This window comes from Njordella aestuarii (assembly GCF_056494165.1).
This window is the reverse complement of record NZ_CM151397.1, coordinates 2,611,534-2,634,865: the sequence shown is the minus strand read 5'-3', so window position 1 is coordinate 2,634,865 and position 23,332 is coordinate 2,611,534. Positions and strand designations below refer to the sequence as shown.

The 23,332-nt window shown below is 51.6% G+C and carries 18 protein-coding genes; 6 read left to right on the top strand and 12 right to left on the bottom strand.

The annotated features are described in order from the left end of the window. Positions 1-138: 138 nt before the first annotated feature. Positions 139-2,565 (top strand): c-type cytochrome domain-containing protein, encoded by a 2,427-nt coding sequence (locus tag SH451x_RS10240; protein ID WP_479362363.1) that lies wholly within the window; start codon positions 139-141, stop codon positions 2,563-2,565. A gap of 102 nt (positions 2,566-2,667) precedes the next feature. After that, positions 2,668-3,138, top strand: a complete 471-nt coding sequence (locus tag SH451x_RS10235) for a hypothetical protein (protein WP_479362362.1) — start codon at positions 2,668-2,670, stop codon at positions 3,136-3,138. A gap of 35 nt (positions 3,139-3,173) precedes the next feature. On the opposite strand, the gene SH451x_RS10230 is transcribed toward SH451x_RS10235, so the two are convergent. Together SH451x_RS10230 and odhB are read right to left on the bottom strand one after the other, a co-directional pair. Continuing rightward, entirely contained in the window at positions 3,174-4,178 is a 1,005-nt protein-coding gene (locus SH451x_RS10230) for a hypothetical protein (protein ID WP_479362361.1), read from the bottom strand. Between the two features lie 288 nt (positions 4,179-4,466). Beyond that, positions 4,467-5,738 carry a 2-oxoglutarate dehydrogenase complex dihydrolipoyllysine-residue succinyltransferase gene (gene odhB / locus SH451x_RS10225; protein WP_479362360.1) on the bottom strand — a complete coding sequence of 424 codons (1,272 nt, stop codon included), beginning with the start codon at positions 5,736-5,738 and terminating at the stop codon, positions 4,467-4,469. A gap of 336 nt (positions 5,739-6,074) precedes the next feature. Between odhB and SH451x_RS10220 the strand changes: the two genes are divergently transcribed. Genes SH451x_RS10220 through SH451x_RS10210 form a run of 3 tightly spaced genes read left to right on the top strand, consistent with a single transcriptional unit; the run spans position 6,075 to position 9,383 of the window. Further along, entirely contained in the window at positions 6,075-7,217 is a 1,143-nt protein-coding gene (locus SH451x_RS10220) for a flavodoxin/ferredoxin-dependent (E)-4-hydroxy-3-methylbut-2-enyl-diphosphate synthase (protein ID WP_479362359.1), read from the top strand. Between the two features lie 25 nt (positions 7,218-7,242). Then, positions 7,243-8,553 carry a M20 metallopeptidase family protein gene (locus tag SH451x_RS10215; protein WP_479362358.1) on the top strand — a complete coding sequence of 437 codons (1,311 nt, stop codon included), beginning with the start codon at positions 7,243-7,245 and terminating at the stop codon, positions 8,551-8,553. Positions 8,554-8,555: 2 nt separating this feature from the next. Then, a complete protein-coding gene (locus SH451x_RS10210) occupies positions 8,556-9,383 on the top strand; it encodes a class I SAM-dependent methyltransferase (protein ID WP_479362357.1) in 828 nt (275 codons plus the stop codon). 88 nt (positions 9,384-9,471) lie between these two features. Here the strand turns inward: SH451x_RS10210 and SH451x_RS10205 are convergent, their stop codons facing one another. The 5 genes from SH451x_RS10205 to SH451x_RS10185 form a co-directional block, all read right to left on the bottom strand. Continuing rightward, on the bottom strand, positions 9,472-10,293 hold the full coding sequence (locus SH451x_RS10205) for an inositol monophosphatase family protein (protein ID WP_479362356.1): 822 nt from the start codon (positions 10,291-10,293) through the stop codon (positions 9,472-9,474). A gap of 200 nt (positions 10,294-10,493) precedes the next feature. Then, a complete protein-coding gene (locus SH451x_RS10200) occupies positions 10,494-12,095 on the bottom strand; it encodes a glycerol-3-phosphate dehydrogenase/oxidase (RefSeq protein ID WP_479362355.1) in 1,602 nt (533 codons plus the stop codon). Then, entirely contained in the window at positions 12,092-13,585 is a 1,494-nt protein-coding gene (glpK, locus tag SH451x_RS10195) for a glycerol kinase GlpK (RefSeq protein WP_479362354.1), read from the bottom strand. Before glpK ends, SH451x_RS10200 begins: the two co-directional genes overlap by 4 nt. Positions 13,586-14,104: 519 nt before the next feature. Further along, a complete protein-coding gene (locus tag SH451x_RS10190) occupies positions 14,105-14,662 on the bottom strand; it encodes an A24 family peptidase (protein WP_479362353.1) in 558 nt (185 codons plus the stop codon). A 370-nt stretch (positions 14,663-15,032) separates the two neighbouring features. Beyond that, the gene (locus SH451x_RS10185; protein WP_479362352.1) at positions 15,033-15,221 is read right to left on the bottom strand and encodes a Flp family type IVb pilin; all 189 of its coding nucleotides are present in this window, start codon (positions 15,219-15,221) and stop codon (positions 15,033-15,035) included. 536 nt (positions 15,222-15,757) lie between these two features. On the opposite strand from SH451x_RS10185, the gene SH451x_RS10180 reads away from it, so the two are divergent. Beyond that, entirely contained in the window at positions 15,758-17,056 is a 1,299-nt protein-coding gene (locus SH451x_RS10180; RefSeq protein ID WP_479362351.1) for a 3-dehydroquinate synthase, read from the top strand. A 326-nt stretch (positions 17,057-17,382) separates the two neighbouring features. Here the strand turns inward: SH451x_RS10180 and SH451x_RS10175 are convergent, their stop codons facing one another. The 5 genes from SH451x_RS10175 to SH451x_RS10155 all read right to left on the bottom strand — a co-directional run bounded on the left by SH451x_RS10175 (position 17,383) and on the right by SH451x_RS10155 (position 23,309). After that, complete coding sequence (locus SH451x_RS10175; protein WP_479362350.1) at positions 17,383-17,841, bottom strand: DUF1569 domain-containing protein; 459 nt, start codon at positions 17,839-17,841, stop codon at positions 17,383-17,385. Positions 17,842-18,058: 217 nt separating this feature from the next. Beyond that, positions 18,059-19,483: an aldehyde dehydrogenase family protein gene (locus SH451x_RS10170; RefSeq protein ID WP_479362349.1), complete on the bottom strand. Its 1,425-nt coding sequence runs from the start codon at positions 19,481-19,483 to the stop codon at positions 18,059-18,061. Between the two features lie 38 nt (positions 19,484-19,521). Beyond that, complete coding sequence (locus tag SH451x_RS10165; RefSeq protein WP_479362348.1) at positions 19,522-20,439, bottom strand: glycosyltransferase; 918 nt, start codon at positions 20,437-20,439, stop codon at positions 19,522-19,524. Between the two features lies 1 nt (position 20,440). After that, entirely contained in the window at positions 20,441-21,094 is a 654-nt protein-coding gene (locus tag SH451x_RS10160) for a glycosyltransferase family 29 protein (protein ID WP_479362347.1), read from the bottom strand. Then, positions 21,087-23,309, bottom strand: coding sequence for an ABC transporter permease (locus SH451x_RS10155; RefSeq protein ID WP_479362346.1), 2,223 nt, complete (start codon positions 23,307-23,309; stop codon positions 21,087-21,089). Before SH451x_RS10155 ends, SH451x_RS10160 begins: the two co-directional genes overlap by 8 nt. Positions 23,310-23,332: the final 23 nt, after the last annotated feature.

Below are 23,332 nucleotides of genomic sequence, written 5' to 3'. Positions count from 1 at the left end.
CCATTGCGTCCCTGAGCATCGCTTTGCTGTTAACGCCACTGTGGCGTAGCCAACAAGCGTCCTATTTCCTTGTACTTGATCCTTATGTTCGCAAAACGTCTGCCTTTACTTTTTGCCTTAACCACCATCGGTCCGTTCATGGCGCAGAAAACAATGCTCGCCGATGAAACGATGATCAACTTTGAAGATCATATCAAACCGATTTTTCGGGAGCATTGCGTTTCTTGTCATAGTGACTCCGACAAGAGTAGCGGACTTTCTGTTGAAACATACGCGGCTTCGATTGAAGGTGGATCGGGCGGAGCATCGTTGACGCCTGGCGATTCGGGCAACTCTCGTCTCTACAAGCTGGTTACGCACCAAGAGCAGCCGACCATGCCGCCTGATCAGGACAAGATCGATGCGGCTCAAATCGATTTGCTGAAAACGTGGATCGACCAAGGGATGCCCGAGAATAGTGGCTCACAAATTAAACGCAAGAAAGTGCAGGTCGCCGCGTCGGTAATGGGCGCCTCAGGACGTCCGGAAGGCCCACTGCCGATGCCAAACGATCTATTGCTTGAAACGCCACGCCACACGCAGCGAGCCGCGGCGATTGCAGCCCTCGCCGCCTCCCCTTGGTCTCCGCTGGTCGCTGTCGGCGGTCAGTTTCAAGTCTCGCTTTATCACGTAGAAACGGGCGATTTGCTGGGAGTCGTGCCCTTCCCGGAAGGAGAGCCCCAGTCGATAACTTTCAGTCGCGATGGCCGCCTCATGCTAGTCGGGGGTGGACAGCATGCCAAAATGGGAGTTGCCGCGCTCTTTGATATCGTTACTGGTGAACGCCTAACAACCGTTGGCGATGAGCTAGACATTGTACTTGCGGCCGACATTAGCGATGACAATACGAAGATCGCTTTGGCTGGCCCCCAACGTGTGGTTAGGGTGTACGACATCGCTACTGGGAATTTGCTTCACGAACTTAAAAAACAAACCGACTGGATCTACTCTCTGCGTTTCAGTCCCGACGGGCTATTGATTGCCAGTGGCGATCGTAGCAATGGATTAGTCGTCTGGGAGACTGATACTGGCAGAATGTATCTGGATTTGATCGGCCACAAGGCAGACATTCGTTCGCTCGATTGGCGTTCGGACTCGCTGGTGCTCTACAGCGCTTCGATGGATAACACCGTCAAAATGTGGGATATGAATAACGGTAATCAGATCAAGTCTTGGGACGCTCATGGCGGCGGTGTGACGGCAATCGATATCTGCAATGACGGCACGATCTGCACCACTGGTCGCGATAACTTAGTAAAGGTGTGGGATGCGGGAGGTAACAATGTCGGTCAAATGCCGAACCTCGCGGAATCGGGTATGGAAGCTGCTATCAGCGTCGATGGTCAATACGTTATTGCAGGCGATTGGCTCGGCAACGTCCGTCGATGGAAACGTGACAAAGTCGAAGACGAAAAGTCGCTTCCGGCAAATCCTCCAACTTTGGAAATGCAGATTGCACAAACATCGAAAGAGCTTGACGCGCTGACCGCAGCGCGCGACGCAGCGCAGTTAGAGTTGAATAAGCTAACGTCGCTGACACAACTTCAAGAGACGAGCGATGCAAAGAAGGCCGAGTTCGCTTCTCTTGGCGAAAAGCTTGCCGCACTTCAACAAACGATGACGGCGACCGAAGCAAAAACAGTTGAGCTAAAAGAAGCCGTCGAGCGAGAGAATGCAGCGCTCGAGCTTAAACGAAACGAACAATTAGCACTGAGTGACCGCGTCGCAGTCGCACGGGCTCAGCACGAATCGATCCAACAGAAGCTTGCTAGTCTTGAGAACGATCCCGCCTCGACCAATCCTGAGAGTGCTCAGTCAGAAACCAGTTCGGAGCAAAAGAACAGTCTTAATGAACAGCTTCAGAAGGCTGTAGCAGACGCCGACAACCTTCAAGTTGAAATGAATAACAAGCTCAAGGAGATCGATGACGCAGAAAAAGCGATTGATTCAATTCGAGCGAATTTCCAGCAGGAACATAATACGCTTGCCGTCACCAAAGTAAAACTGGCGGAAGTGGAGAAGGATCGCAGCAACATGGAGGCACAGATCGCTGGTCTCGATAGTTCGCTTGCAGAAGCTAAACAACAGCATGATCAAGCTCAAGCAACATTGCAGCAACACCAATCGGCAGTCGATGCTACTCAAACTCAACTCGTTAAACTAAATCAGCAAACTGAAAAAATTGAGGCCGAGCGAGCGGCGTTTGCTCAGGAGCAGCTCGAATTCGAAGCCAAACTGGCGGAACTGAAACGCGCCGAATCAGAGGCGATCGAACTGGCTGCGGCGAAGAAAGCGGCGATGGATGCCAAAATTGCTCAGATCGCGGAATTGCAAAAGCAAATCGACGATTTGAACGCCTCCAAGTCGACGTTGGAAGCTGAAAAGCAAGCGACCGAGACCGAGGTCCAGGAGAGTCAGAAAGTTGTCGCTCAAATCGCAGACCAGGCTTCGGAGATCCAGGGGGAACTCAAAGCCAGCGTCGAGGAGCAGGAAAGGTTTGAGCTCGCCTACCCAAAGAAGCAATAGAGCAGGTGGTTCAGCTGCGGCAGTGGCCTTGCCTTTTGGAGTAGATTGCGTATTTTCGATGGTTCAACGAGAATCATTACTGACAAATACGCTTGCCGGGCTATGGACCACACCGACAATTTGAACACCTTCGAGCGATGGACCCGAATCCTGTTGCTTGTTATGGGTTGCTCGATTTGTTTTTCGTTAGTGCCTCTGTTCTTTCCCACCGAATGGTTGCAGCACATTCATGATCTTTTAGGAATTGGGAAGGCCCCGCAGCAACCAATTTTTGAGTACATGGCTCGGTCACTGTGCGCGATGTATTTCGCACACGGGATTTTTGTACTCGCAGTCGCAAGCGACGTGCAGCGGTATTGGCCGTTAGTACGAGTCATCGCAGTACTAAATATGTTGCTAAGCGTTGTTCTCTTTGTGACAGATATTTCCGCCGAATTGCCTAAGTTATGGATCGCGTTTGAAGGTCCTCCAATTTTCGCCGGCGCTCTAATCTTGCTATGGCTATGGTATCGCGGCACGAAAGTTAGGACGGCAACGAATCTATTAATAAAGCCCAGCGAGTTAAGTCGCTAGGCTTTTGAATTTACAGTATCGATCGATCACAGGTCTTATCGTTCGATTTGACGCATCACCTGTTCAGCTTGTTGGCGATGCTGCGCGACCGTCTGCTTAGCATTTTCCAGCACTTGCTGTAGTTGACCGTTCGCCTTATCGCTGAGGACACTAAGGGTAGCTTCTTGTTGTAGGTGCGAAGCTGCTAACATTCCGACGAAAGCATCGTCGAACTTATCTTGATTCTCTTCAAGGCCAGCTCGTGCCTCTTGAGCAACCTTGTCTCCGATTTGCTGGTGAATCGATACCCATTGCGAACTCATTTGCATGTTGGAACCGTTACTACCCCAACTGCTATCATTGTCGCCATCGACCGGCGCGTTGCGTTGTGCTCGGTTTGCCAACTCGTCGATGCGTTCCCGCCCCGCTTCCGCTGTGTTTTGGATTGCTTCTGTGGCACGTTCTACACCGTCACCAATACGATCCGCCGCGTTTTCAAGGGGACGACGAACGCCATCTGCATCTCGATTCGCGTCTCGTTGAGCTTCGTTCAGTTCGCGAGTAGCTTCAACATTTGCTTGTCGCTGATCACGTTGAGCCTGGCGGACGTTATCAGTAGTATCGACCACACCTTGGTTTACTGACCGGTTTTGACCTTGATTGGCGTTATAGTTAGCTGCGTCGTCGCTCACAGGCTCATTCACAACTTGCGTTAGCTGCTCAATCAGTCGGTTGTGTTCTTGCTCAACCTTTTGAGCAAGTTCTTTTACGGCTGGCGTCTTGGTTCGTTGGACGCCATATTTAGCAAGCTCAACGAGATTCCGTTGGTCCGAGAGTACCCACTGAGCGATCTGTTTATTCATGACGTTGTGATCACCGCGCATCGCAACATCAGATGGTTGTGTTCGTGCATTAGCTTGCACCTCGGTGCCCGGTGTATTGGTGCCTTGCGCATTGGTTGGCGCTTGAGTGTAATTTTGCGTCCCCAATCCCTGGCCATAAGCGGCGCCGGAAAAAACAGTCAGTGCTAGTGCAGTTGCAAAGATTTGTTTACGTTTCATGATATTCTCCACATGATTGATAATCGAACGAGTGTTAAACATGTGGAGTTTCAATGCAACCAGTGTGCCTAGTGCGAAAACTTATTACGATTCGCTAGCTCGGACACAACCGTTTGCGATTTGTAAACAGAGCCCCAAAAACTGCAGTATCGTGGAGAAGATAGAGTTCTGAAGCTACCACTCACTCGTCGTCGCGGTGGTCAGCGGGCAGGGCAGACGTATTGGCAAAGGAGCAAGAGCCCCGCTTTGCCATAAACGTAGATAAACAAAAGTTAAGCAGTATCGCTTCTAGATTTCAAGAAACAGCCGCGTTGGGTCTTCGATAATCTCTTTGATGGTACGCAAGAACGTGACCGCTTCACGACCGTCGATAATGCGGTGGTCATAAGTCAGGGCCAAGTACATCATCGGACGCACAACGACTTGGCCATTGACTGCCACAGGGCGTTCTTGAATGGCATGCAAACCAAGAATCGCACTTTGCGGCGGATTGACGATTGGCGTCGAAAGCAACGAGCCGTAGATACCGCCGTTACTGATCGTGAACGTCCCCCCTTCTAAATCCGAAGGAGCAACTTTGTTTTCCATCGCCAACTTAGAATAGTCGCCGATCGCACGTTCTACTTGAGCAAACGACATATGCTCCACGCTGCGCAGAACCGGTACAACCAAGCCTTTGCCACCGCCGATAGCGATGCCGATGTCACAGTAGTTTCGGTGAACAAAACTGTTACCGCGGATTTCAGCGTTTACGGCTGGGAAGCGTTGGAGTGCTTCGCTAGCCGCCTTGCTAAAGAAAGACATGAAACCAAGCTTCACGCCATGTTTTTGCTGAAACGCATCTTTGTATTTAGAACGCAGCGACATGACAGGTTGCATATCGACTTCGTTAAAAGTCGTGAGCAGTGCAGCGTTATGCTGTGCTTCCACCAGACGCGTAGCGATCGTGCGTCGAATCATACTCATCGGCTTCGTTTCTTCGCGTCGTTCCGCTAAGTTCGCAGATCCGATCGCCATGGAACTGGACGAACGTGCCTCGACCGATTTTGACGATTCGAGCATAGCTCCTTGCGCCGGAGCCCTGGACGGCGTCGCCGGCTTCGCTTGGCTGGCTGCTCGCGCCACGTCTTCCTTGAGCACTCGGCCGCCAGGTCCCGTACCATTGACTGAACCGGACGCCATCCCCGCATCGCTCATCATACGTGCTGCGGCCGGCATGACATGACCACCACCAGTCGGTTGAGCAGGTGGGGCAGGCTTTTCGGCTGGCTTTGTCGCTGCCGGTGCAGCTGGAGCCGGTGTTGCATCCGAGCCAGCGGGCTTTTCCGATTCTTCAATCTCGCACAGCAAATCTCCCACCGTGGCGAATTCTTCAGCTTGCTTGGCAATCTTGCGGATGTAACCCGACGCCGGCGTGGGGATCTGCACCGACGCCTTCTCCGTCTCAAGTTCGACAATTTCAGTCCCGTTAGCGACCCATTCGCCTTCTTTCTTTAACCACGAGGCGATCTGAACTTCGGTGATACTTTCGCCAACACTAGGCACTTTGACTTCGATCATGGGCTTATTAATCTCTTCTATTCGAGTCGGATTGGGGCTCTATCCGAGATCGATTCCTGAAGTTGAAAAGTTGAAGTTAACTGTGGGATCCATCGTCGGTTTCCGCTTAAAACCGTCGGATCACGCTATTTTTCCCCAAAGTATAACAACGTTACGAATTTTCGATAAGCCGCGCTGAGCGTTCCCGCGATTTCGCCCTATTTTTACCAATCGGATTCGTCATGTTAGACTGCCCCAAGACGTTTCTAGGCGCGCTGCTACAATTGACAATACTTTCGAACAGCTCGTTCGAAATTTAGCGACATGGCCAGTCCCTTTTCCATCTTTTTCTAAACAATGACCAAGATTGAGCGAAATCCGACGCGAGCAGTTAAGATCGGATCGATTACAATCGGCAACGGAAATCCGATTGCCGTCCAAAGCATGACTGCGACAAAGACTACCGACGTCCCAGCGACCGTCGCTTTAGTCAATGATTTGCATGCCGCCGGAGCTGGAGTTGTGCGAATCGCCGTCGATAGCGACAAGGACGCCGAAGCGTTGGCAGCCATCCGCGAGCAGACGGAAGCGAATCTGTCGGTCGACCTGCAAGAAAATTATCGGCTGGCACTTAAAGTCGCACCCTACGTCGACAAAATTCGATACAACCCTGGGCATCTTTATCACCACGAGCGCAGCAAACCTTGGCAAGATAAAGTTCGCTTTCTGGTCGATGTCGCCCAGCAAAATGATTGTGCGATTCGCGTGGGCGTCAACTGTGGGTCGGTAGATCCTGCCCAAAAGGAAAAGTTTGACGAGTCAGACTCGATCGGACCAATGATCGCATCCGCTACGGAACATTGCGAACTGCTGGATAAGCTTGGCTTTTATCGCTACGTCGTTTCGCTAAAGGACAGTGACCCTTCGAAAGTTGTCGAGGTCAACAAGCAATTCGCTGAAATGCGACCTGATGTTCCGTTGCACTTGGGTGTTACGGAAGCGGGTCTACCGCCGGATGGAATTATCAAAACGCGGATCGCTTTCGAACAACTGATTGGGCGCGGCATTGGCGATACCCTCCGAGTGTCGCTGACCGTTCCAAATTCTCAAAAGTCCCAAGAGATCTCGGCTGGTCGCGAGATTGTGGACGACATCTACAATGGAAGACTGCGAAGCGTTGTCGCTTTAGACCCCTCGCGGCTTAACATCATCTCGTGCCCGAGCTGCTCACGTGTCGAGAATGAGGCCTTTGTAGAACTTGCGCAAGAGGTCAAAAAGATGACGACGTATGCAGCCGATTACGCGATAACGATCGCGGTTATGGGCTGTCGCGTCAACGGTCCAGGTGAAACGGACGATGCAGACCTGGGACTTTGGTGCGGTCCGAATCGAGTCAACCTAAAGAAGGGCACCGAGTCGCTGGGCGCATTTACCTATGACGAAATCATAGGCCGTCTGCGCAGTGAACTGGACGATCTGATCGCGGCTAAACAAAAATAAACCTCAAGCCCTACGGGATCTGGATATGCATTGGTTATTCTTCTTGGCTGTTTCGACATTGTCGCTTAATGTATGGAGCCAAGATAGCGAGCAGATTCCGCAGAATGAACTCGTCTCAAGCTGGCTAGAAGATGAAATCAGCGGCCTTGCACAGACTTACGTCTGGTTTCACTCGCATCCCGAAGTGTCATTTGAGGAAAAGGAAACCGCGCTGCAGTTCGCAAAACTGCTGAACGAAGCGGGGTTCGATGTAACTCAGAACGTCGGAGGCCACGGCGTCGTAGCTTTGCTGAAGAACGGCGATGGCCCTACGCTGATGCTGCGAACTGATCTTGATGGCCTGCCAGTTACCGAGCAGACGCCGCTTCCTTTCGCATCGACAGCCAAGTCGGTTTCTCCAGACGGTAGCAGCACCGGAGTCATGCATGCGTGTGGCCACGATGTTCACATGACCAACATGGTCGCGGTTGCTCGATTTATGGCTTCTCATCGCAACATGTGGCACGGAACTTTGATGCTGATTGGCCAGCCGGCCGAAGAGCGAGGCGCTGGGGCATCGGCGATGCTGAAAGATGGACTTTTCGTTCGATTTCCCCGTCCCGACTATGCCATCGCATTCCATGTTGCAGGAGACTTTGCCGCTGGTACCGTTAAGCTCACCCCGGGGCACGCGTTTGCAAATGTCGACAGTGTAGACATCAAAATTAAAGGCCGCGGGGGACACGGTTCCGCACCTCATACCGCAATCGATTCAGTCGTACAAGCGGCTGAACTCGTGGTATCTTTGCAGACGATTGTAAGCCGCGAAGTCAAACCCTCATCTCCTGCAGTCGTTACTGTCGGATCAATTCACGGCGGCACTAAACACAATATCATCGGAAATGATTGTGACTTGCAGTTGACGGTTCGCAGCTACAGTGACGAAGTTCGGCAACAAGTCCTATCGGCAATACAGCGCAAGGCCCGCGCGGTTGCGATGTCGTACAACGCTCCTGAACCTGAGGTTAATTTTAGCGAAGGGACGCCTGCCCTGACGAACGATGATGAACTGACCAAACGCATGCGAAAGGTTTTCGAAGAAGCAATTGGCGTCGACAATGTAGAGCTGGATGAGCCTTCCATGGGCGGCGAAGATTTCAGCCAGTATGGACTCGCCGGAGTTCCGATCTTGATGTACCGTGTCGGAACAGTTTCGCCCGAACGTTTGGCACGCTACAAGGAGAATGACATCCCAGTCCCCTCGCTCCACAGCAGTCTATACTACCCAGATTTTGAGCCTTCAATTCGTACCTCCGTGCGAACAATGGTCGCTGCGGCCTTGGAAATACTGAAATAAGTATGGGACCTGTGACCAAAGCTGACTGGCAGCTGCCGCCCGGTGTCTCACGAGCAACGTGGGATTATGTCTCGAATGAACGCATTGCAACGGACTACGATTCGTTTCACGCTGACCATGGATTGTTGCGTTACGATCAGCAGATTGTGAACGAAATGATCGAGTCGCCAGAGTTCACCGCGCCTAAAACAATTCTCGATTTAGGATGCGGGACCGGCCGCAGTCTCGAACAAGCCCATCTGCGAGGGCACCATACAATCGGTGTCGACTTAAGCCCCGCGATGCTCAGGTGCGCAGTAGACAAAATGTCCAAGCTGAGTGTCTCTCGTGCAGAAACATCGAAGCACGCTTGGCTTCACGCCAATATGGTTGAACTCGATTTTCTTCAGGACAGCACCATCGACTTAGCACTCTGCCTCTACAGTTCGTTGGGTATGGTGCGAGGTCGCGAAAATCGGTTGCGCTGCCTTCGGCATTTGCAGCGAGTGCTAAAGCAAAGTGGTAGGTTTGTGGTTCATGTTCACAACCGTGGCAATTGGTGGACCACTGCTGAAGGCCGGCGAAACATACTTCGCGACTCCAAGAGTAGAGTATTACAAGCATCTACCCATGAGGCGGGCGATCGCTATTACGCTTATCGGAATCTCCCAAAAATGTTTCTTCACATCTTTAGCCATAAAGAGTTACGTCGCGATTTGAAGCAAGCTGGCTTCGAACGTCAACAATGGATTTGGCTCAACCAATCATCCACAGGCCAACTCAAAAACCCTTGGTGGATTGGCCGAATTCGAGCGTCTGGCTTTATCGTAATCGCTCACAAATCGCCCTAGCTCCAAGTCTCGCCTTCTGTCGGCAACCGTTTGTAATACCGCCTTTTAGCGCCACCCGTTCGTAGTACCGCCTTTAGGCGGCATCGCCTCAATAAGACTTAAAATGTTTTTGCACAATCGCAAGGACATCCGTGTGAACTCCACCATTGGAAGCAATCAAGCTACTTGGACAATGACAAGTTATGGAATCTCCGACGCAATCCGTTACTTTGCCACCAGCTTCCTTGATCATCAAGATGCCTGCAGCCATATCCCACGGTTGAAGTTCAAATTCAAAAAACGCACCATATCGGCCATCTGCAACAGCTGCTAAGTCCAAGGCGGCGGCACCAAAACGTCGAATGCCGTGGACATGATGCTTCATCAGCTCTTCGATGCAGCGCAGCGTAGCCGACATCGCTAGGTCGCGATCGTAAAAGAACCCAAAGCAGAAAAGCGAGTCGCGAAAATCGGTTTCCTTGCTAACCCGCATTTTCAGCTGACCGTTGTAGGAGCCCTGCCCGGCAACTGCGAAATACCACTCGTTGTAGAATGGATTATGGACGATCCCCATCTCGATTTCTTCATCACGTTTATATGCGATTGAAACCGCGAACTGAGGGATGTGATGCATGAAGTTTGTGGTACCATCCAGCGGATCAACAATCCATTGCGTCGGAGTTGCAGTCGAAGCGACGAACGACTCCTCGGCCATCATTTCCGCTTCTGGATCAGCCTCCAAAAGCAGTTCGTGAAGGATTCTCTCCGATGCGAGATCTGCTTCCGTAACAAAGTTTGCCTTGCCCTTGGCGGATACTCGCATATCGTTGCGGAAAAACTTCATTAGCTCTTGCCCGGCAACATGAGCCGCATGAACCGCATCCTCCAAGAGCGGATGAGACAAAGCGGACGGAATTTTTGGCACTGACATCGAATACACCTTGGCTGAACAAACGTAGCATGACGGATCGCAACCGCTATCCTAACATTTATCCGAAATCATGCGACCAGAAAACAATTGCTCGCAAAAAAACTCACGCGAGCCTTGCTGGCTTCACAACTAAGCGTGAGTCCCGTAAGTGAGCTGAAGAAATTGTGACGGATTTTGCAAGCAGAGCTAAAAGGTCCAAGTTAGTTCGTCCCAGAGAAATACGAGATCGCGGTTCGATGAAAGCGCTCGAGTTGCTGCGCGATCCATCCTTCGTCCTTCTGCAATTCAACGGCCATAAGTGCAGCGACTTTTGGAGCCGCTTCGACCGCAGCTCGGGCGTTTAGAAACAAAGCACGATTTCGACGAGCCATCACATCCTCTACTGTGCGCGCCATCTCATGTCGCACACTCCAGACAACATCCGAAGCGTACAAAACCAAATCTGGATGCAATCGCTCGACAAGCAACGGATCGTTCTGTTCGAGCACACGAATCCTTGCGAGATCGGTACCATAATAAGACCGCTTCGCCGTCTCAGCTTCATCTCCGTTTCCGCTCGGACAACCATGAATGCTCAATGACATCGTTCGGCAAGGTCGCCACGCAAGGTCGGTCGCCTTGATAGCAAAGTCCACACAATCTTCGCTCATCTTTCGGACGGTCGTCCACTTTCCACCCGCAATCGTAACGAGCCCGCTCGGTGAAGCGACAATGGTGTGATCTCGTGAAAGCGAAGCCGTTCGAGCAGACTTATCACCACGGACCAACGGTCGAATTCCCGTGAAAACACTCAGAATATCATCCCGAGTAGGCGTTTCTGTCAGATATTGTGATACGGTGTCCAGCAGAAAATCAATTTCCTCTTGGCGAGCAAGCGGCTCAAGCGCGACATCTTGCAAAGGAGTGTCGGTTGTTCCAACTAGCACGTGATCATACCAAGGAATCACAAACAGAACGCGACCGTCGCTTGTCTTTGGAATAACCATTGCCGCATCAGACGGGAAGAAAGTTCGAGGAAGCACAATGTGGATTCCTTGACTAGCCGCCACCATCGACGCGATATTCGCATCGTCCATCCTGCGAACTGAATCGGTAAAAGGTCCCGTAGCATTGATAACGACCTTAGCGAGGGCTTCGTAGTCAACGCCACCCTCCTCATCGTGAAACTTCACACCGCAGACTTTCCCCTGTTGGTTTTTAATCAGCACTCGCACAGGAGCATAGTTGACAAGGCATGCGTCGTGTGAGCAAGCCGTTTGAGCCATGTTGATCAACAATCGGGCATCGTCAAACTGCCCGTCGTAGTACTGGACGCCGTATTTGAGTTGCGACTTTAGTACCGAAGGTAATAATGATTGAGCCCGAGAATTACCGAGTGATTCGGAGCGATCAAAACTATTCTTGATTGATAAAGCATCGTAGGCCTTCAGCCCAACAGCGTAATACAATTGTTGCCATTTGGTCGTGCAGGGAATGACAAACGCGAGACTGCTTACGAGATGTGCTGCGTTCTTCTTCAGCAGTGCTCGCTCACGAAGCGCGTCGCGGACAAGAGTTATGTTACCTTGCTGTAGGTACCGAACGCCGCCATGAATCAGCTTTGTGCTGCGGCTTGACGTACCCTTGCCAAAATCGGATTGCTCCAATAACAAACAGCTGAATCCGCGACTAGTGGCGTCCATTGCGATTCCAATACCAGTCGCGCCGCCGCCGATCACAATCATATCCCAAGCTTCTTGACGGTTCGCGATCCGGCTCAGCGAATTATTTCGATCCAGCAGTCTTCCTTCGTCGCCGATCATCGATTCTGCTCCCAAGCCCGCGAACGCTGAAGAGCTTCAGCCCACCTGGCTCTTCGCCTAGCCACTTCGTCAGCTGGCATTGTTGGCTCGAAAACGCGATCTGTTTGCCAGATGTTCTTGATTTCGTCCAAATCGCTCCAGAAGCCAACGGCCAGACCGGCCAAGAATGCCGCTCCCAACGCGGTTGTTTCGATGATCTTGGGTCGCACCACGGGAACTTGCAATATATCGGCCTGAAACTGCATCAGTAAATTGTTCGCCGCCGCGCCGCCGTCGACGCGCAGTTCATTCATCGCGATTTGAGTGTCGTGACGCATCGCATCGAGCACATCGGCGACTTGAAAAGCGATCCCCTCCAAGGCAGCCCGAGCAATATGTGCTTTGGTCGTTCCTCGTGTTAGGCCTACAATCGCTCCGCGTGCGTAAGAATCCCAATGCGGTGCCCCCAGCCCAGCGAAGGCTGGTACCAGGAACACATCGTCGCTATCTTTGACCGTCGCCGCCAAAGCCTCAACATCCGAAGATTTTTCGATAATACCCAAGCCGTCTCGCAACCACTGTACCGCAGCTCCTGCAACGAAAACGCTTCCTTCCAGCGCGTACTCGGTTGACTCACCTACACTGCAAGCAATCGAAGTCAACAGTTTGTTCTTAGACAGTGTCGGTTCCTCGCCAATATTCATGAGCATAAAACAGCCAGTTCCATAAGTGTTCTTGGCCATGCCATGTCGCGTGCAGTTCTGACCGAACAGCGCTGATTGTTGATCGCCCGCTGCACCAGCGACCTTAATCGGGCTTCCGAAGAGTTCCGCTGAGGTCTCGCCATACACGTGGCTGGACGGGAGTATATCGGGGAGCATGCATGCTGGAATGTCCAAGATCGACAGCAATTCCGGGTCCCACTGCTGTGTTCGAATATCCAGTAGCATTGTTCGCGAAGCGTTGGTCACGTCGGTAGCATGAACGCGTCCGCCGGTAAGCTTCCAGATCAGCCAGCTATCGATCGTACCGAACGCCAATTCGCCTTGTTCGGCGCGTTTCGACGCTCCGGGCACGTTATCAAGTAGCCAGCGGATCTTTGTAGCGCAGAAGTACGCATCGATCAATAGCCCGGTCCGTTGCTGGACGATTCCTTCGTGTCCCGCCTCCCTCAATTCATCGCAATATCCTGCCGTGCGTCGGTCTTGCCAGACAATCGCATTATGAATCGGCTCGCCGGTCTTCCGGTCCCAGATCAATGTCGTTTCCCGCTGGTTCGTAATCCCAATCGCAGCGATTTGACTGGCCGATATATCTTGCTTAGCCAGCACCTCTTGGGCAACCGCTAGCTGGGCATTCCAAATCTCACGTGCATCATGTTCCACCCAGCCAGTTTGGGGGTAAAACTGCTTAAACTCGCGTTGAGCCACGCCGATGACAGTCCCATCGTAGTCGAATACAATCGCACGAGAACTTGTCGTTCCCTGATCTAGCGCAAGAACATAGCCCATTAATGACACCTATTGGAGAGGAGACTAGGTCAAACAGCAACTGGTATAAAGGGAATCCATCGAGCATCTGATTATAGTGCAATTCAGCCCTCAACGTAGGTTGATTTAGTCACTAGCACGCTCGAATGCAGACCACCAAAGCGTATCGGGGTCTGATCAAAAGATCTCTCTTTTTCCGCTTTTAGCGGCTCAGTCCGCACTCTTTGGCTGAACATGATCGCATGATACCAAAATGATCGACCTGGGTTCCGCTACTCACCTTGCGATCTGAGCTGCCACCAACGCCGTCGCAAACTTTCGGTTTTCCTAAAGAATCAAAGGACAAGAATTGCCATTCTGCGTCCAGTCGAGATGATGAGCTAAACCAGATTGTACCGCTGCTTCTATCTAGCTTGCTGCGAAGCTTGGGCTACCATCGCAGGACGGTCGCGCAGCGGGATTGCAAGTAGCTCGTCTCTAAATGAAATCAGCCGAGCAGGTTGCTCGGCTGATTATTATCTATTTTTTCAAGAATTGAACTTAGAAGTACATGCCGCTGAAGGCGAAGTAGCCGAGAGCTGCGACGGTCATCGGAATTCCGTAAGGCAACAGCAACATGCGTGGCTTACGCTCCGATGCAATCTCGTAAAGTTTGTCGGCATTGCGGACGCGAAACCATTCGGCAATGATCATCTTGAACTGGCGGAAGTGATGTGACCAACGACCTGACCAAGCGACCATAATCACAGCCATGATGGCTCCGACAATTGTCGTGGCAATAAAGATGTTCAGAACGTGGTTTGTATAGACCCAAGCGCCAATGCCAGCAAGCAATTTCACGTCGCCCGCTCCCATGCCGCCCACGCTATACAGAACATAAAGCAACATCAAGCCTACAAATGTGCCCAACAAACTAAAGCCCAATCCAGACCAGCCACCAGCTACGGCACTGTAGGCCCAGCCGGAGATGATCATAGGAAACGTTATCCAGTTAGGCACCTTGAGGGCGATCCCGTCGATAACTGCAGCCACTACTAATACAACCGAGATCAGCCAAATGTGCCATTGTTGGCACGCCGATACTAATAATGTGTCCATCTGTCCCACCTGCGAGCGAAAATTAATTGAGCTCGAACCGATAGCAGTCGGTGCAGGCCCATGTTTAGTTTAAGTTATGCGAACGGTTGAGCGTTCGTCGATTGCGAATTGCACATGCGAATCGCATGCATCTTCAAGGTCAGCAGTTTAGCGGGCCGCAAAGATCCAGGCGATCGTCGCGGTAATCATGGTGCCCATGCAGGCGATCAATTCCCATGCGCCACTAATTGCTTCCAATGGAAAAAATGTATTTAACATGATTAGGAATTCTTTCCCGTTGTCCAAATGGTTTAGCGTTTTAAATAAATGCAACCGGCCGACGGCGTATTGCAGCCATCGGCCGATTGCCAGCAAGCGTAATCAAGTTAGATTACTTGTTTTCGTCAGCCGAAATTTGAGCTGCAACGCCGTTGAACGTTGCTTGAGCGTTTTGACCAATTGACTTAACAGCGGTCAAGCAAAGAACGATGATCAAGGACAACATTACCGCGTACTCTACTGCGGTTGGTCCGTCTTCATTCTTCAGAAACTTCTTTAGCTTAAGTGCAAAATTCTTCATCTCGAACCTCCAAAACTTGGAATCAGAGGGATGAGCTCTAACCCCGAACATACCTGCAATCAAATCTCGTTTATCCCGCTCACATCGCCATGTGCTCGAGCGAGAACGATTGCTATGAAATCACCCCGGCAGCCCGGAGCGGCTAATCGAACATCGAAAAGCTATAGAAAGCTAGGACACGAATAGATGAATTCAAAATCACCAGCTTGAGATAAACCACAGTTTTCGACATAGTCTCGGAGAGACGCGATTGCGCAATCCGCAACTTCGATACAACCGCTCGATTTTCGCTTTTGATGCTAAGCAAGAACTGCAATTCGTCGACGAAAACGTTTGAGTTGTTCGCAGAACGCTGCTGGATGCGATTCAGTACGAATAATCGATCAGCAGCAATTCACGCGCTCTGGTTGTTCCGGCAAAGCGGGCCAGCCGATCAAAATACTTTTCACGACCGGGATAGCAGCGTTTGAACGCTTGCCGCTTTCTCAACTATAATCAGACGATGGGTTGATTCCGTCTAGCGATTCGCAGTTAGAATGGAGAACCCGTTTTCGCCCCGCCTTTTTCGCCTGAAAGCTAATTCGTTGCCTGATCTAGCGTCGAACTTGCCGAATTTTGACTCGGACGAGTCCTCCAATGCGTTTGATATCGTCTTTTCGGTACCTTTTACTCATCGGGTGCGATTTACGAACGATGTTGCGCAGGCCGATTTTAGCGTGCTGCGACAGCTCCTCCATGGTGATCAAGCTCGAAATTCCCGCGTCCTGCTGCTGGGTGAAGAGAACGTGGCCCGAGCATCCGATTCGCTGTCGCGGTTGAACGGACTCCTCGAGCAGCAGGCGGACGTCGATCTTGTCGCGCCTTTGATCACGATCTCGGGCGGCGAGGGTATCAAGAACGATTCAAGGGCGGTGGAATTGGTTCTGAGCCTTATTAATACTCACAACCTCGATCGGCGCAGTTACGTAGTCGCCGTAGGTGGCGGCGCTTTCTTAGATGCGGTTGGATACGGATGCGCGATCGCGCATCGCGGCGTCCGCTTGGTGCGTATTCCAACTACGACGCTTGCCCAAGCGGACTCGGGCGTGGGAGTAAAGAATGCGATCAACTATTTTGGCAAGAAGAATTGGGTTGGAACATTCGCCGTTCCTTGGGCAGTAATCAACGACCGAGCGCTGCTCGATACCCTGCCCGATCGCGATTTCCGCTGCGGGTTTTCTGAGGCTGTAAAGGTCTCATCGCTGAAGGACGCCGACAAGTTTGATTGGCTGTGCATCAACGCGCACGAGATTGCCAATCGGAATATGGAAGTGGCTACCGAAGCGATCAAGATCTCTTGCGCAATGCACCTTCGACATATCACCGAGGGTGGCGATGCATTCGAAGCTCGCGAGGCTAGGCCGCTCGACTTTGGCCACTGGTCAGCCCATCGGCTGGAAGCGATGAGTGGCTATCGAGTTACGCACGGTGAGGCTGTAGCGATCGGTGTCGCAATCGACAGCATCTATTCTCATTTGGCTTTCGGTTTGCCCAAGTCGGACATGATGCGAATCTGCACCTGTCTGCATGACCTTCGTCTACCGATTTGGCATACTCTGCTCGAACAAAAATCTTTGCTCCTGGAAGGCCTCGAGGAGTTTCGTCAGCATCTTGGTGGCAGGCTGACCGTAACGATGCTCAAGGGCATCGGAGTTCCGATCGACGTACATGAAATCGATTCGAAATTGATGTGCGTTGCGCTCAGAAAGCTGCACGAGATTAGTACTTCATTGGCGACTACTGGTTCCATCGCCGCCAGTGAAAAGGCATCGTACACATCGGAAACTTGCCCGTAATCTTTCCTCGTTCCCAGGCTCTGCCTGGGAACGCACTGCCTTTGAGGCTCCGCCTCTCCTCTCGCGCAGCCATTGACAAAGCAAATACGCAGGCAGAGCCTGCTGTACAGCTGGTTACTAGGCAGAGCCTAGTAACCAGTAAGGGCATCGTACACGTGCCCGTAATCTTTCCTCGTTCCCAGGCTCTGCCTGAGAACGCACTGCCTTTGAGGCTCCGCCTCTCCTCTCGCGCAGCCGTTACCTAAACGAATACGCAGGCAGAGCCTGCTGTACAGTGGGTTACTAGGCAGAGCCTAGTAACCAGTAATGAAAGCGATTGTGATGCGTCATACCTCGTCAACTATGCGAACGAACGACAAATGATGCTCGCTATGCCTTAGATGAAATCCTATCCATTCCAATCGCGTAAGAGAACCCAGTACGGGATGGGGAGGATGCTCCCCCCGATATTGCTGAAAATTATCAATCGCTAACATGAGTCGGTCGCATTGTTCGCCTAACTCACAATTGGGCGGGGGCTGCAATTTGAAAGCGATCGCGGCCGGGATAGGTAGCCAGGGCGGAAAGCGAACACCAGTAACAATTTTACGGCATGGGCGAACGATCCAGCGCACTAGCTTCGGGAACCCGGCGGGTAGCGGAGTCGTATCAATTGAAGCCTCGAATGCGGCCGCCAGGTGATAATAGATTTGGGCAGTCGTCCAGTTCCCCTTGTTCACGTACCGACTCTCGGCCACCCGACAGATGTACGTTTTGAGCTCGTCTAGGTTATTGAAACGTATCATTTCGTTATTCAGACTTAGGAACTTTCCCCTCGTTCACAAGCTCCGCCTGGGAACGCACTGCCTTGGAGGCTCCGCCTCTCTTCTCCTCGCCTTTCCACTCGCTCATCAATCGCCTAACCAAACGCGCAGGCGGAGCCTGCAGTGCAGTGAGTTACCAGGCAGAGCCTGGTAACCAGCAACGGGCCTCGCGACGATGCGACTGTGACCGCTATTGGTCCTACTCCACGTTGCGAATAACCATCAGTCTCGGTTCAGTCATGTCTTCGATGGCATAACGAATTCCTTCCCGACCAAGACCACTCGCTTTCACTCCGCCGTAAGGCATGTTATCGACGCGCCATGAAGGCACGTCGTTCACAATCACACCGCCAACATGTAAATCGTTCCAAGCGGCAAGCACGCGAGAAATATCCTGCGTGAACACACCCGCTTGAAGCCCATATTGGCTTGCATTCACGCGTCGCATCGCATCGGAAAATTCGGAGTATGACTCCAAGACCGCTACCGGGCCAAATGCTTCCGCATTTACAATGCGCTGCGACTGAGGAACGTCTTCTAGTAGGGTCGGATTTACCAACAAGCCTTCCCGATCGCCGCCGCATAACAACGCGCCACCAGCATCGACCGCTTGCGATATCCATTCTTCCAGCCGTTTAGCTTCCCCTTCGGAGATGATCGGGCCGACGAAGGTGTCTTCTGATTTCGGATCTCCGTAAACTAGCGATCTAGTCCTCGCCACCAATTTCGAACGCACTTCTTCGTAAATGTCATCATGTATCAAGATGCGTTGAACACTAATGCAGCTTTGACCTGATTGATAGAATACACCAACGATCAAACGCTCTACGGCCAGATCGACGTCTGCATCGCAATGCACAACACAAGCCGCGTTGCCACCCAACTCCAACACAACTTTTTTCTTCCCAGCGTTCGATTTTAGTTTCCAGCCGACTTCTGCGGATCCAGTGAAGCTGAGAAACTTCAAGCGTTCATCGACCGTAAACGCTTCTGCATCGTTCCTCGCGCAAGGCAAAATCGAAAAGGCCCCAACCGGCAAGTCTGTTTCCGCCAAGATCTCGCCTATCATTAATGCGCTAACAGGTGTTAAGCTCGCTGGCTTTAACACGAATGGACATCCAGCAGCGATGGCTGGTGCAATTTTATGAGCGGTAAGGTTGAGTGGAAAATTGAAGGGTGAAATAAACGAGCATGGCCCGATCGGCACGCGTTTGACGAATCCATAGTAGCCCGACGCTCGAGGCGAAATCTCCAAATTCAAGACCTCACCTCCAATCCGTGTCGCCTCCTCTGCAGCCACCTTGAACGTGTCGATCAACCGAGCGACTTCGCCACGACTGTCCTTGATCGGCTTACCCGCCTCGACGCATAACACTGTTGCCAATTCTTCAGCCCGATCGCGAAATCGAGCAACACAATGTTCAAGTATGGCTTGGCGCTTAAACGGCTTTAACCGAAACATCGGCTCGCAAGCGTCGACAGAGAGCGAAATTGCTTTATCAATCACCTGCTTTGATGCGAGAGAGACTTGGTAAGCAACCTCTCCAGTCCACTTGTCGGTTACATCAAGCTTCGATTCGCTGGTGTGAGGTCGATTGCCGATGTAGTAAGGGTAGCTCTTCATGATTATCCCAGTTTAATACTGTTGTCATCGTTGCACAATTATGCTCCAACGTCGTTATCCCTTTGACTAACAACGACCGCCAGCGACCAGACGAGCACTGCTAAGAATAGCAGCGGGAAGCAGATCAGCAAATGAAGTTTGTTCGCGCGATAGGTTTGTATGACGACATACCACAAGCGGCGAACAAAAATTATGGGAAAGTTCAACCAGAACAATGAACGATTCCTAACAAACGGCAGGATTTGCCTCGCTTGCTTTGCAAGAAAATGTTGCCGGACAGCAAGTCCCCATCGCCATGAATGTGCCGTACTTTCAATGAGTCCAGCACGCGCGTGATGGTAAATCGCGAGGTTTCGAAAGAAATATACTCCGCGGTCGTCCGCCGTAAGTCGCTGCTCAAAGTCAAAGTCTTCGAACACGTGCAAACATTCGTCAAAGCCACCAACTTCTTCGAACACACAACGCGGGACGATCAAGTTAGCCGTCGGTTGAAAGAAGGATTTCCCTTCCCGACGGTATCGATGCCAAAGAAACCAACACGCGTAATGATCTGCCAGTGCAATTGGGTTCGCCGTCTGGCTTGGATGAATCAAAATCGGCCCGCCCATCGCCCCTAAGATTGGGCCCAGCCGCGTGTAATGCTCAACTGCGTAGCTTAAAACATCTTTCTCCACCGGCAATGCATCAGCGTCTAAGAAGTAGAGCAATTCGCCGGAACTCGCGGCTACTGCAGTGTTCCGATTGGCAGACGGGCCGATCTTATTTGAGACGACGAATGTGATATTTCGCGAAGTCAATTGCGAAAGTGTATCGTCTGAGGACTCTTGATAGCCGACGACAATCTCTTTTGTCCATCCGGCTGGGACGCTCAGCTCCATAAGGCGATCGAGCAGCGTCCCAAAGGTGTCTCCACCGTTTCTAACCGGCACAATTACAGAAACAGTTCGCAGAGTCATATTAGTTTAGCTCAATGCGGTCACACGAGCTCAATAATTCGTACTCCTTAGTCGCTCCAGTCAGATGACTCTGCTCATGTCGTTCTTTAGCATTCCAATAATGGCCACTCTTGAGTCCGGAGAATCCGAACAGGCTTATCCTTTCGTGAAACTCGAGTAGCAGAGCCGCCGCGGTGAATCCAATCGTCGGATGAGACACTTGTGAAAAAATTGGCATCAATAGACTTGCATCGTGCAGGCAAGGGGGATCGAACCCAAGCTTCTTGCGCATATTATTGATCGCTATCCAATCAAACGCTCGAGGACAATACGTGACCACTTCGCTTCCCACGTCCGGATTAGGCAAAATGCCTTTGACACGCGTCGGTTCGAAAACCCGCGTCCAGAACCGCTTCCAACGGGAACGCCCAAGCATTCGATCAACCAACCCATGGATGCACCAGTGGGTAGTCCGCATCCCTGTCTGATCTTCGTACCCGCTTAAACGAAAACTATTGCAGCGAATGATCGTCGCAAATGAGTCAATTTTCTTTCCCAAACCGCCAGCGATTGCTCCGTTCCCGACCAGTGCAATCGGAGTCTGTTTGGCTCGCATAACGTCTTCGGTTGATACTCTAGTTGCGTTTGGTAGAAACGGATCCAATCTCTTACTCATAGCGAAGCGCTTCGATTGGATTCAACTTGGAGGCTTTCCAGGCCGGATAATAACCAAAAGTTATGCCGACGACCATAGAAACTGCTACTGCAATAACCGCTGCTGATATCGATGGCTGCGTTGGCCAGTCCATCAGCTTGCCGACCAGCAACGACGCGCCACGACCAACGATTACACCTGTGAGTCCACCGACCAAGCAGAGCACAACCGACTCCGTCAGAAACTGGCGAAGTATATCTTTCGCTTTCGCGCCAACGGCCATTCGTAAACCAATTTCGCGTGTCCGTTCCGTGACCGAAACGAGCATGATGTTCATAATGCCGACGCCGCCCACGGCAAGTGAGACGGCCGCAACTGAAAGTGCTAATGCAGCCATCAAATCCACTGTCTTTTCCAACGCGTTCGAAACTTCCGCCATATCTTGTACTTTAAAGTCACTCTCGCCCGCATTCAACCGATGTCTGTCGCGAAGCAACGTCTCTATTTCGTCAATTGCGAAGGGTACAGCCTCAGGCGAAGCGGCTTGGACCATAATTTGGTGTACACTTTCGTTGCGAATTCGCTGACTTGCCATCGGAACACGGCGGCGTGAAGCGTTACCCTCGTCTGACTGTCCGCTAGAGTCTGAAACGCCGGCACCTGTGACCCGCGCTTTTACGGTCGTCCAAGGCGCGAGCACAATGTCATCTTGGTCGACTCCCAGCAAGTTAGCCCCTTTTTCGCTGAGTACGCCGATCACTTGGAAAGGAACATTCGTAATTCGTATCTCTTGCCCGATCGGATTCTCATCTCCAAACAAACGATTAACGATTGTCTGCCCAATAACGCAAACTTTTGCACCTGAGCGAACTTCGCGGTCGTCAAAGCAACGTCCCAGGGCTAATTCGCTCCAGTTGCGGATCGTAAGAAATTCTTCGGTTGATCCCACCAAGTATCTCGGCACCCAGTTCTTATTGCCATTGACCACTTGGTTCTTGTAGCCGCTGACAATAGGAGCCGCATGGATCGCAAAACTGGATTCGCGACGGATCGCCGCCACGTCATCCGGCGATAAAGTAGCTGCACTGCCACTGCCTTGCGATGCACCGCCACTTGAGACGGCCTCTGGGCTAACCATGATTGTATTGGCCCCCATGTTCGTAACTGTCAGCTGGATTGCTTGTGACGCGCCATTACTGATCTCCATCATCGCAATTACAGCCGCAACGCCGATGATGATACCCAGTGTCGTCAAAACAGTGCGCAGAAAGTTGCGACGCAGGGCTTGCATCGCAATACTTGCCGCGCTGAACAGCATCAAAAACCTCGTCACCAAACCACGACTTGAACGTAAGTTGATCGTGGCGGGCATCGACCGGTTGGCTAGATCGTCGCCGAAGTGCTTCTTGCTAAAACCACTGTCTTCAACGATTAGCCCATCAACCATTCGTATCACTCGGTCCGTATGGCTCGCAACTTCCGGATCGTGCGTAACAATTAACAGAGTAATTCCAGTTTCAGTATTCAGTCGCCGAAATAACTGCAGCGTTTCTTTGCTGGTTTTTGAATCAAGGTTACCTGTCGGTTCATCAGCCAGCAAAATTTGAGGTTGATTGATCAAGGAACGGGCGATTGCAACTCGTTGCTGCTCGCCTCCAGAGAGTTGTGCGGGCGTATGGTCTAATCGTTTCGCAAGCCCAACAATGCCGAGCAGTTCCCGCGTCCGCGCGTTCAGCTTGCGGAAAGAGAGCTGTCCGTGCGAATACGACGCGGGCATTTTCACATTGTCCGAAGCTGCCATACGAGGCAAAAGATTGAAACTCTGAAAAACGAAGCCAAGCTGTTGGCTGCGAATGATCGCCAGCTTGTCTCGGTTAAGTCGCGAGACTTCAATACCGTTCAGTTGATAGCTGCCTTTGGTCGGTTGATCCATGCAGCCAAGCAGGTTCATCAAAGTCGTCTTGCCTGAACCTGACGCTCCCATCAACGCAATAAATTCGCCTCGACAGATATCAAGCGAAACTCCCTTAAGAACCGGGACATCGACTTCGCCAACTCTGTAAGTCTTATGAATATCGTTCAAACGTATAATCACATCTTGCTGTGCATGTGCATCACTCGCAGCGGACTTTCCGGGCGCAAGCAATGCTTTGGTTAGCTTTTCTTGCTTTGCTGGTTGCGATGGCGCAGCGGTAGACTCAGCCGTTTTCGACGGTGGTCCAGATTTCAAATGCATTTTGACTTCATTGCGCACGCGTG

What these genes read in the sequence shown, in the direction of transcription:
- SH451x_RS10205 (WP_479362356.1), bottom strand. Translation starts at nt 10,293, where the DNA reads ATGTCAGTGCCAAAAATTCCGTCCGCTTTGTCTCATCCGCTCTTGGAG.
- SH451x_RS10180 (WP_479362351.1), top strand. Translation starts at nt 15,758, where the DNA reads ATGGAGAACCCGTTTTCGCCCCGCCTTTTTCGCCTGAAAGCTAATTCG.
- SH451x_RS10175 (WP_479362350.1), bottom strand. Translation starts at nt 17,841, where the DNA reads ATGATACGTTTCAATAACCTAGACGAGCTCAAAACGTACATCTGTCGG.
- SH451x_RS10170 (WP_479362349.1), bottom strand. Translation starts at nt 19,483, where the DNA reads ATGAAGAGCTACCCTTACTACATCGGCAATCGACCTCACACCAGCGAA.
- SH451x_RS10165 (WP_479362348.1), bottom strand. Translation starts at nt 20,439, where the DNA reads ATGACTCTGCGAACTGTTTCTGTAATTGTGCCGGTTAGAAACGGTGGA.
- SH451x_RS10200 (WP_479362355.1), bottom strand. Translation starts at nt 12,095, where the DNA reads ATGATCGGCGACGAAGGAAGACTGCTGGATCGAAATAATTCGCTGAGC.
- SH451x_RS10160 (WP_479362347.1), bottom strand. Translation starts at nt 21,094, where the DNA reads ATGAGTAAGAGATTGGATCCGTTTCTACCAAACGCAACTAGAGTATCA.
- SH451x_RS10235 (WP_479362362.1), top strand. Translation starts at nt 2,668, where the DNA reads ATGGACCACACCGACAATTTGAACACCTTCGAGCGATGGACCCGAATC.
- odhB (WP_479362360.1), bottom strand. Translation starts at nt 5,738, where the DNA reads ATGATCGAAGTCAAAGTGCCTAGTGTTGGCGAAAGTATCACCGAAGTT.
- SH451x_RS10220 (WP_479362359.1), top strand. Translation starts at nt 6,075, where the DNA reads ATGACCAAGATTGAGCGAAATCCGACGCGAGCAGTTAAGATCGGATCG.
- SH451x_RS10155 (WP_479362346.1), bottom strand. Translation starts at nt 23,309, where the DNA reads ATGCATTTGAAATCTGGACCACCGTCGAAAACGGCTGAGTCTACCGCT.
- SH451x_RS10190 (WP_479362353.1), bottom strand. Translation starts at nt 14,662, where the DNA reads ATGGACACATTATTAGTATCGGCGTGCCAACAATGGCACATTTGGCTG.
- glpK (WP_479362354.1), bottom strand. Translation starts at nt 13,585, where the DNA reads ATGGGCTATGTTCTTGCGCTAGATCAGGGAACGACAAGTTCTCGTGCG.
- SH451x_RS10240 (WP_479362363.1), top strand. Translation starts at nt 139, where the DNA reads ATGGCGCAGAAAACAATGCTCGCCGATGAAACGATGATCAACTTTGAA.
- SH451x_RS10230 (WP_479362361.1), bottom strand. Translation starts at nt 4,178, where the DNA reads ATGAAACGTAAACAAATCTTTGCAACTGCACTAGCACTGACTGTTTTT.
- SH451x_RS10185 (WP_479362352.1), bottom strand. Translation starts at nt 15,221, where the DNA reads ATGAAGAATTTTGCACTTAAGCTAAAGAAGTTTCTGAAGAATGAAGAC.
- SH451x_RS10210 (WP_479362357.1), top strand. Translation starts at nt 8,556, where the DNA reads ATGGGACCTGTGACCAAAGCTGACTGGCAGCTGCCGCCCGGTGTCTCA.
- SH451x_RS10215 (WP_479362358.1), top strand. Translation starts at nt 7,243, where the DNA reads ATGCATTGGTTATTCTTCTTGGCTGTTTCGACATTGTCGCTTAATGTA.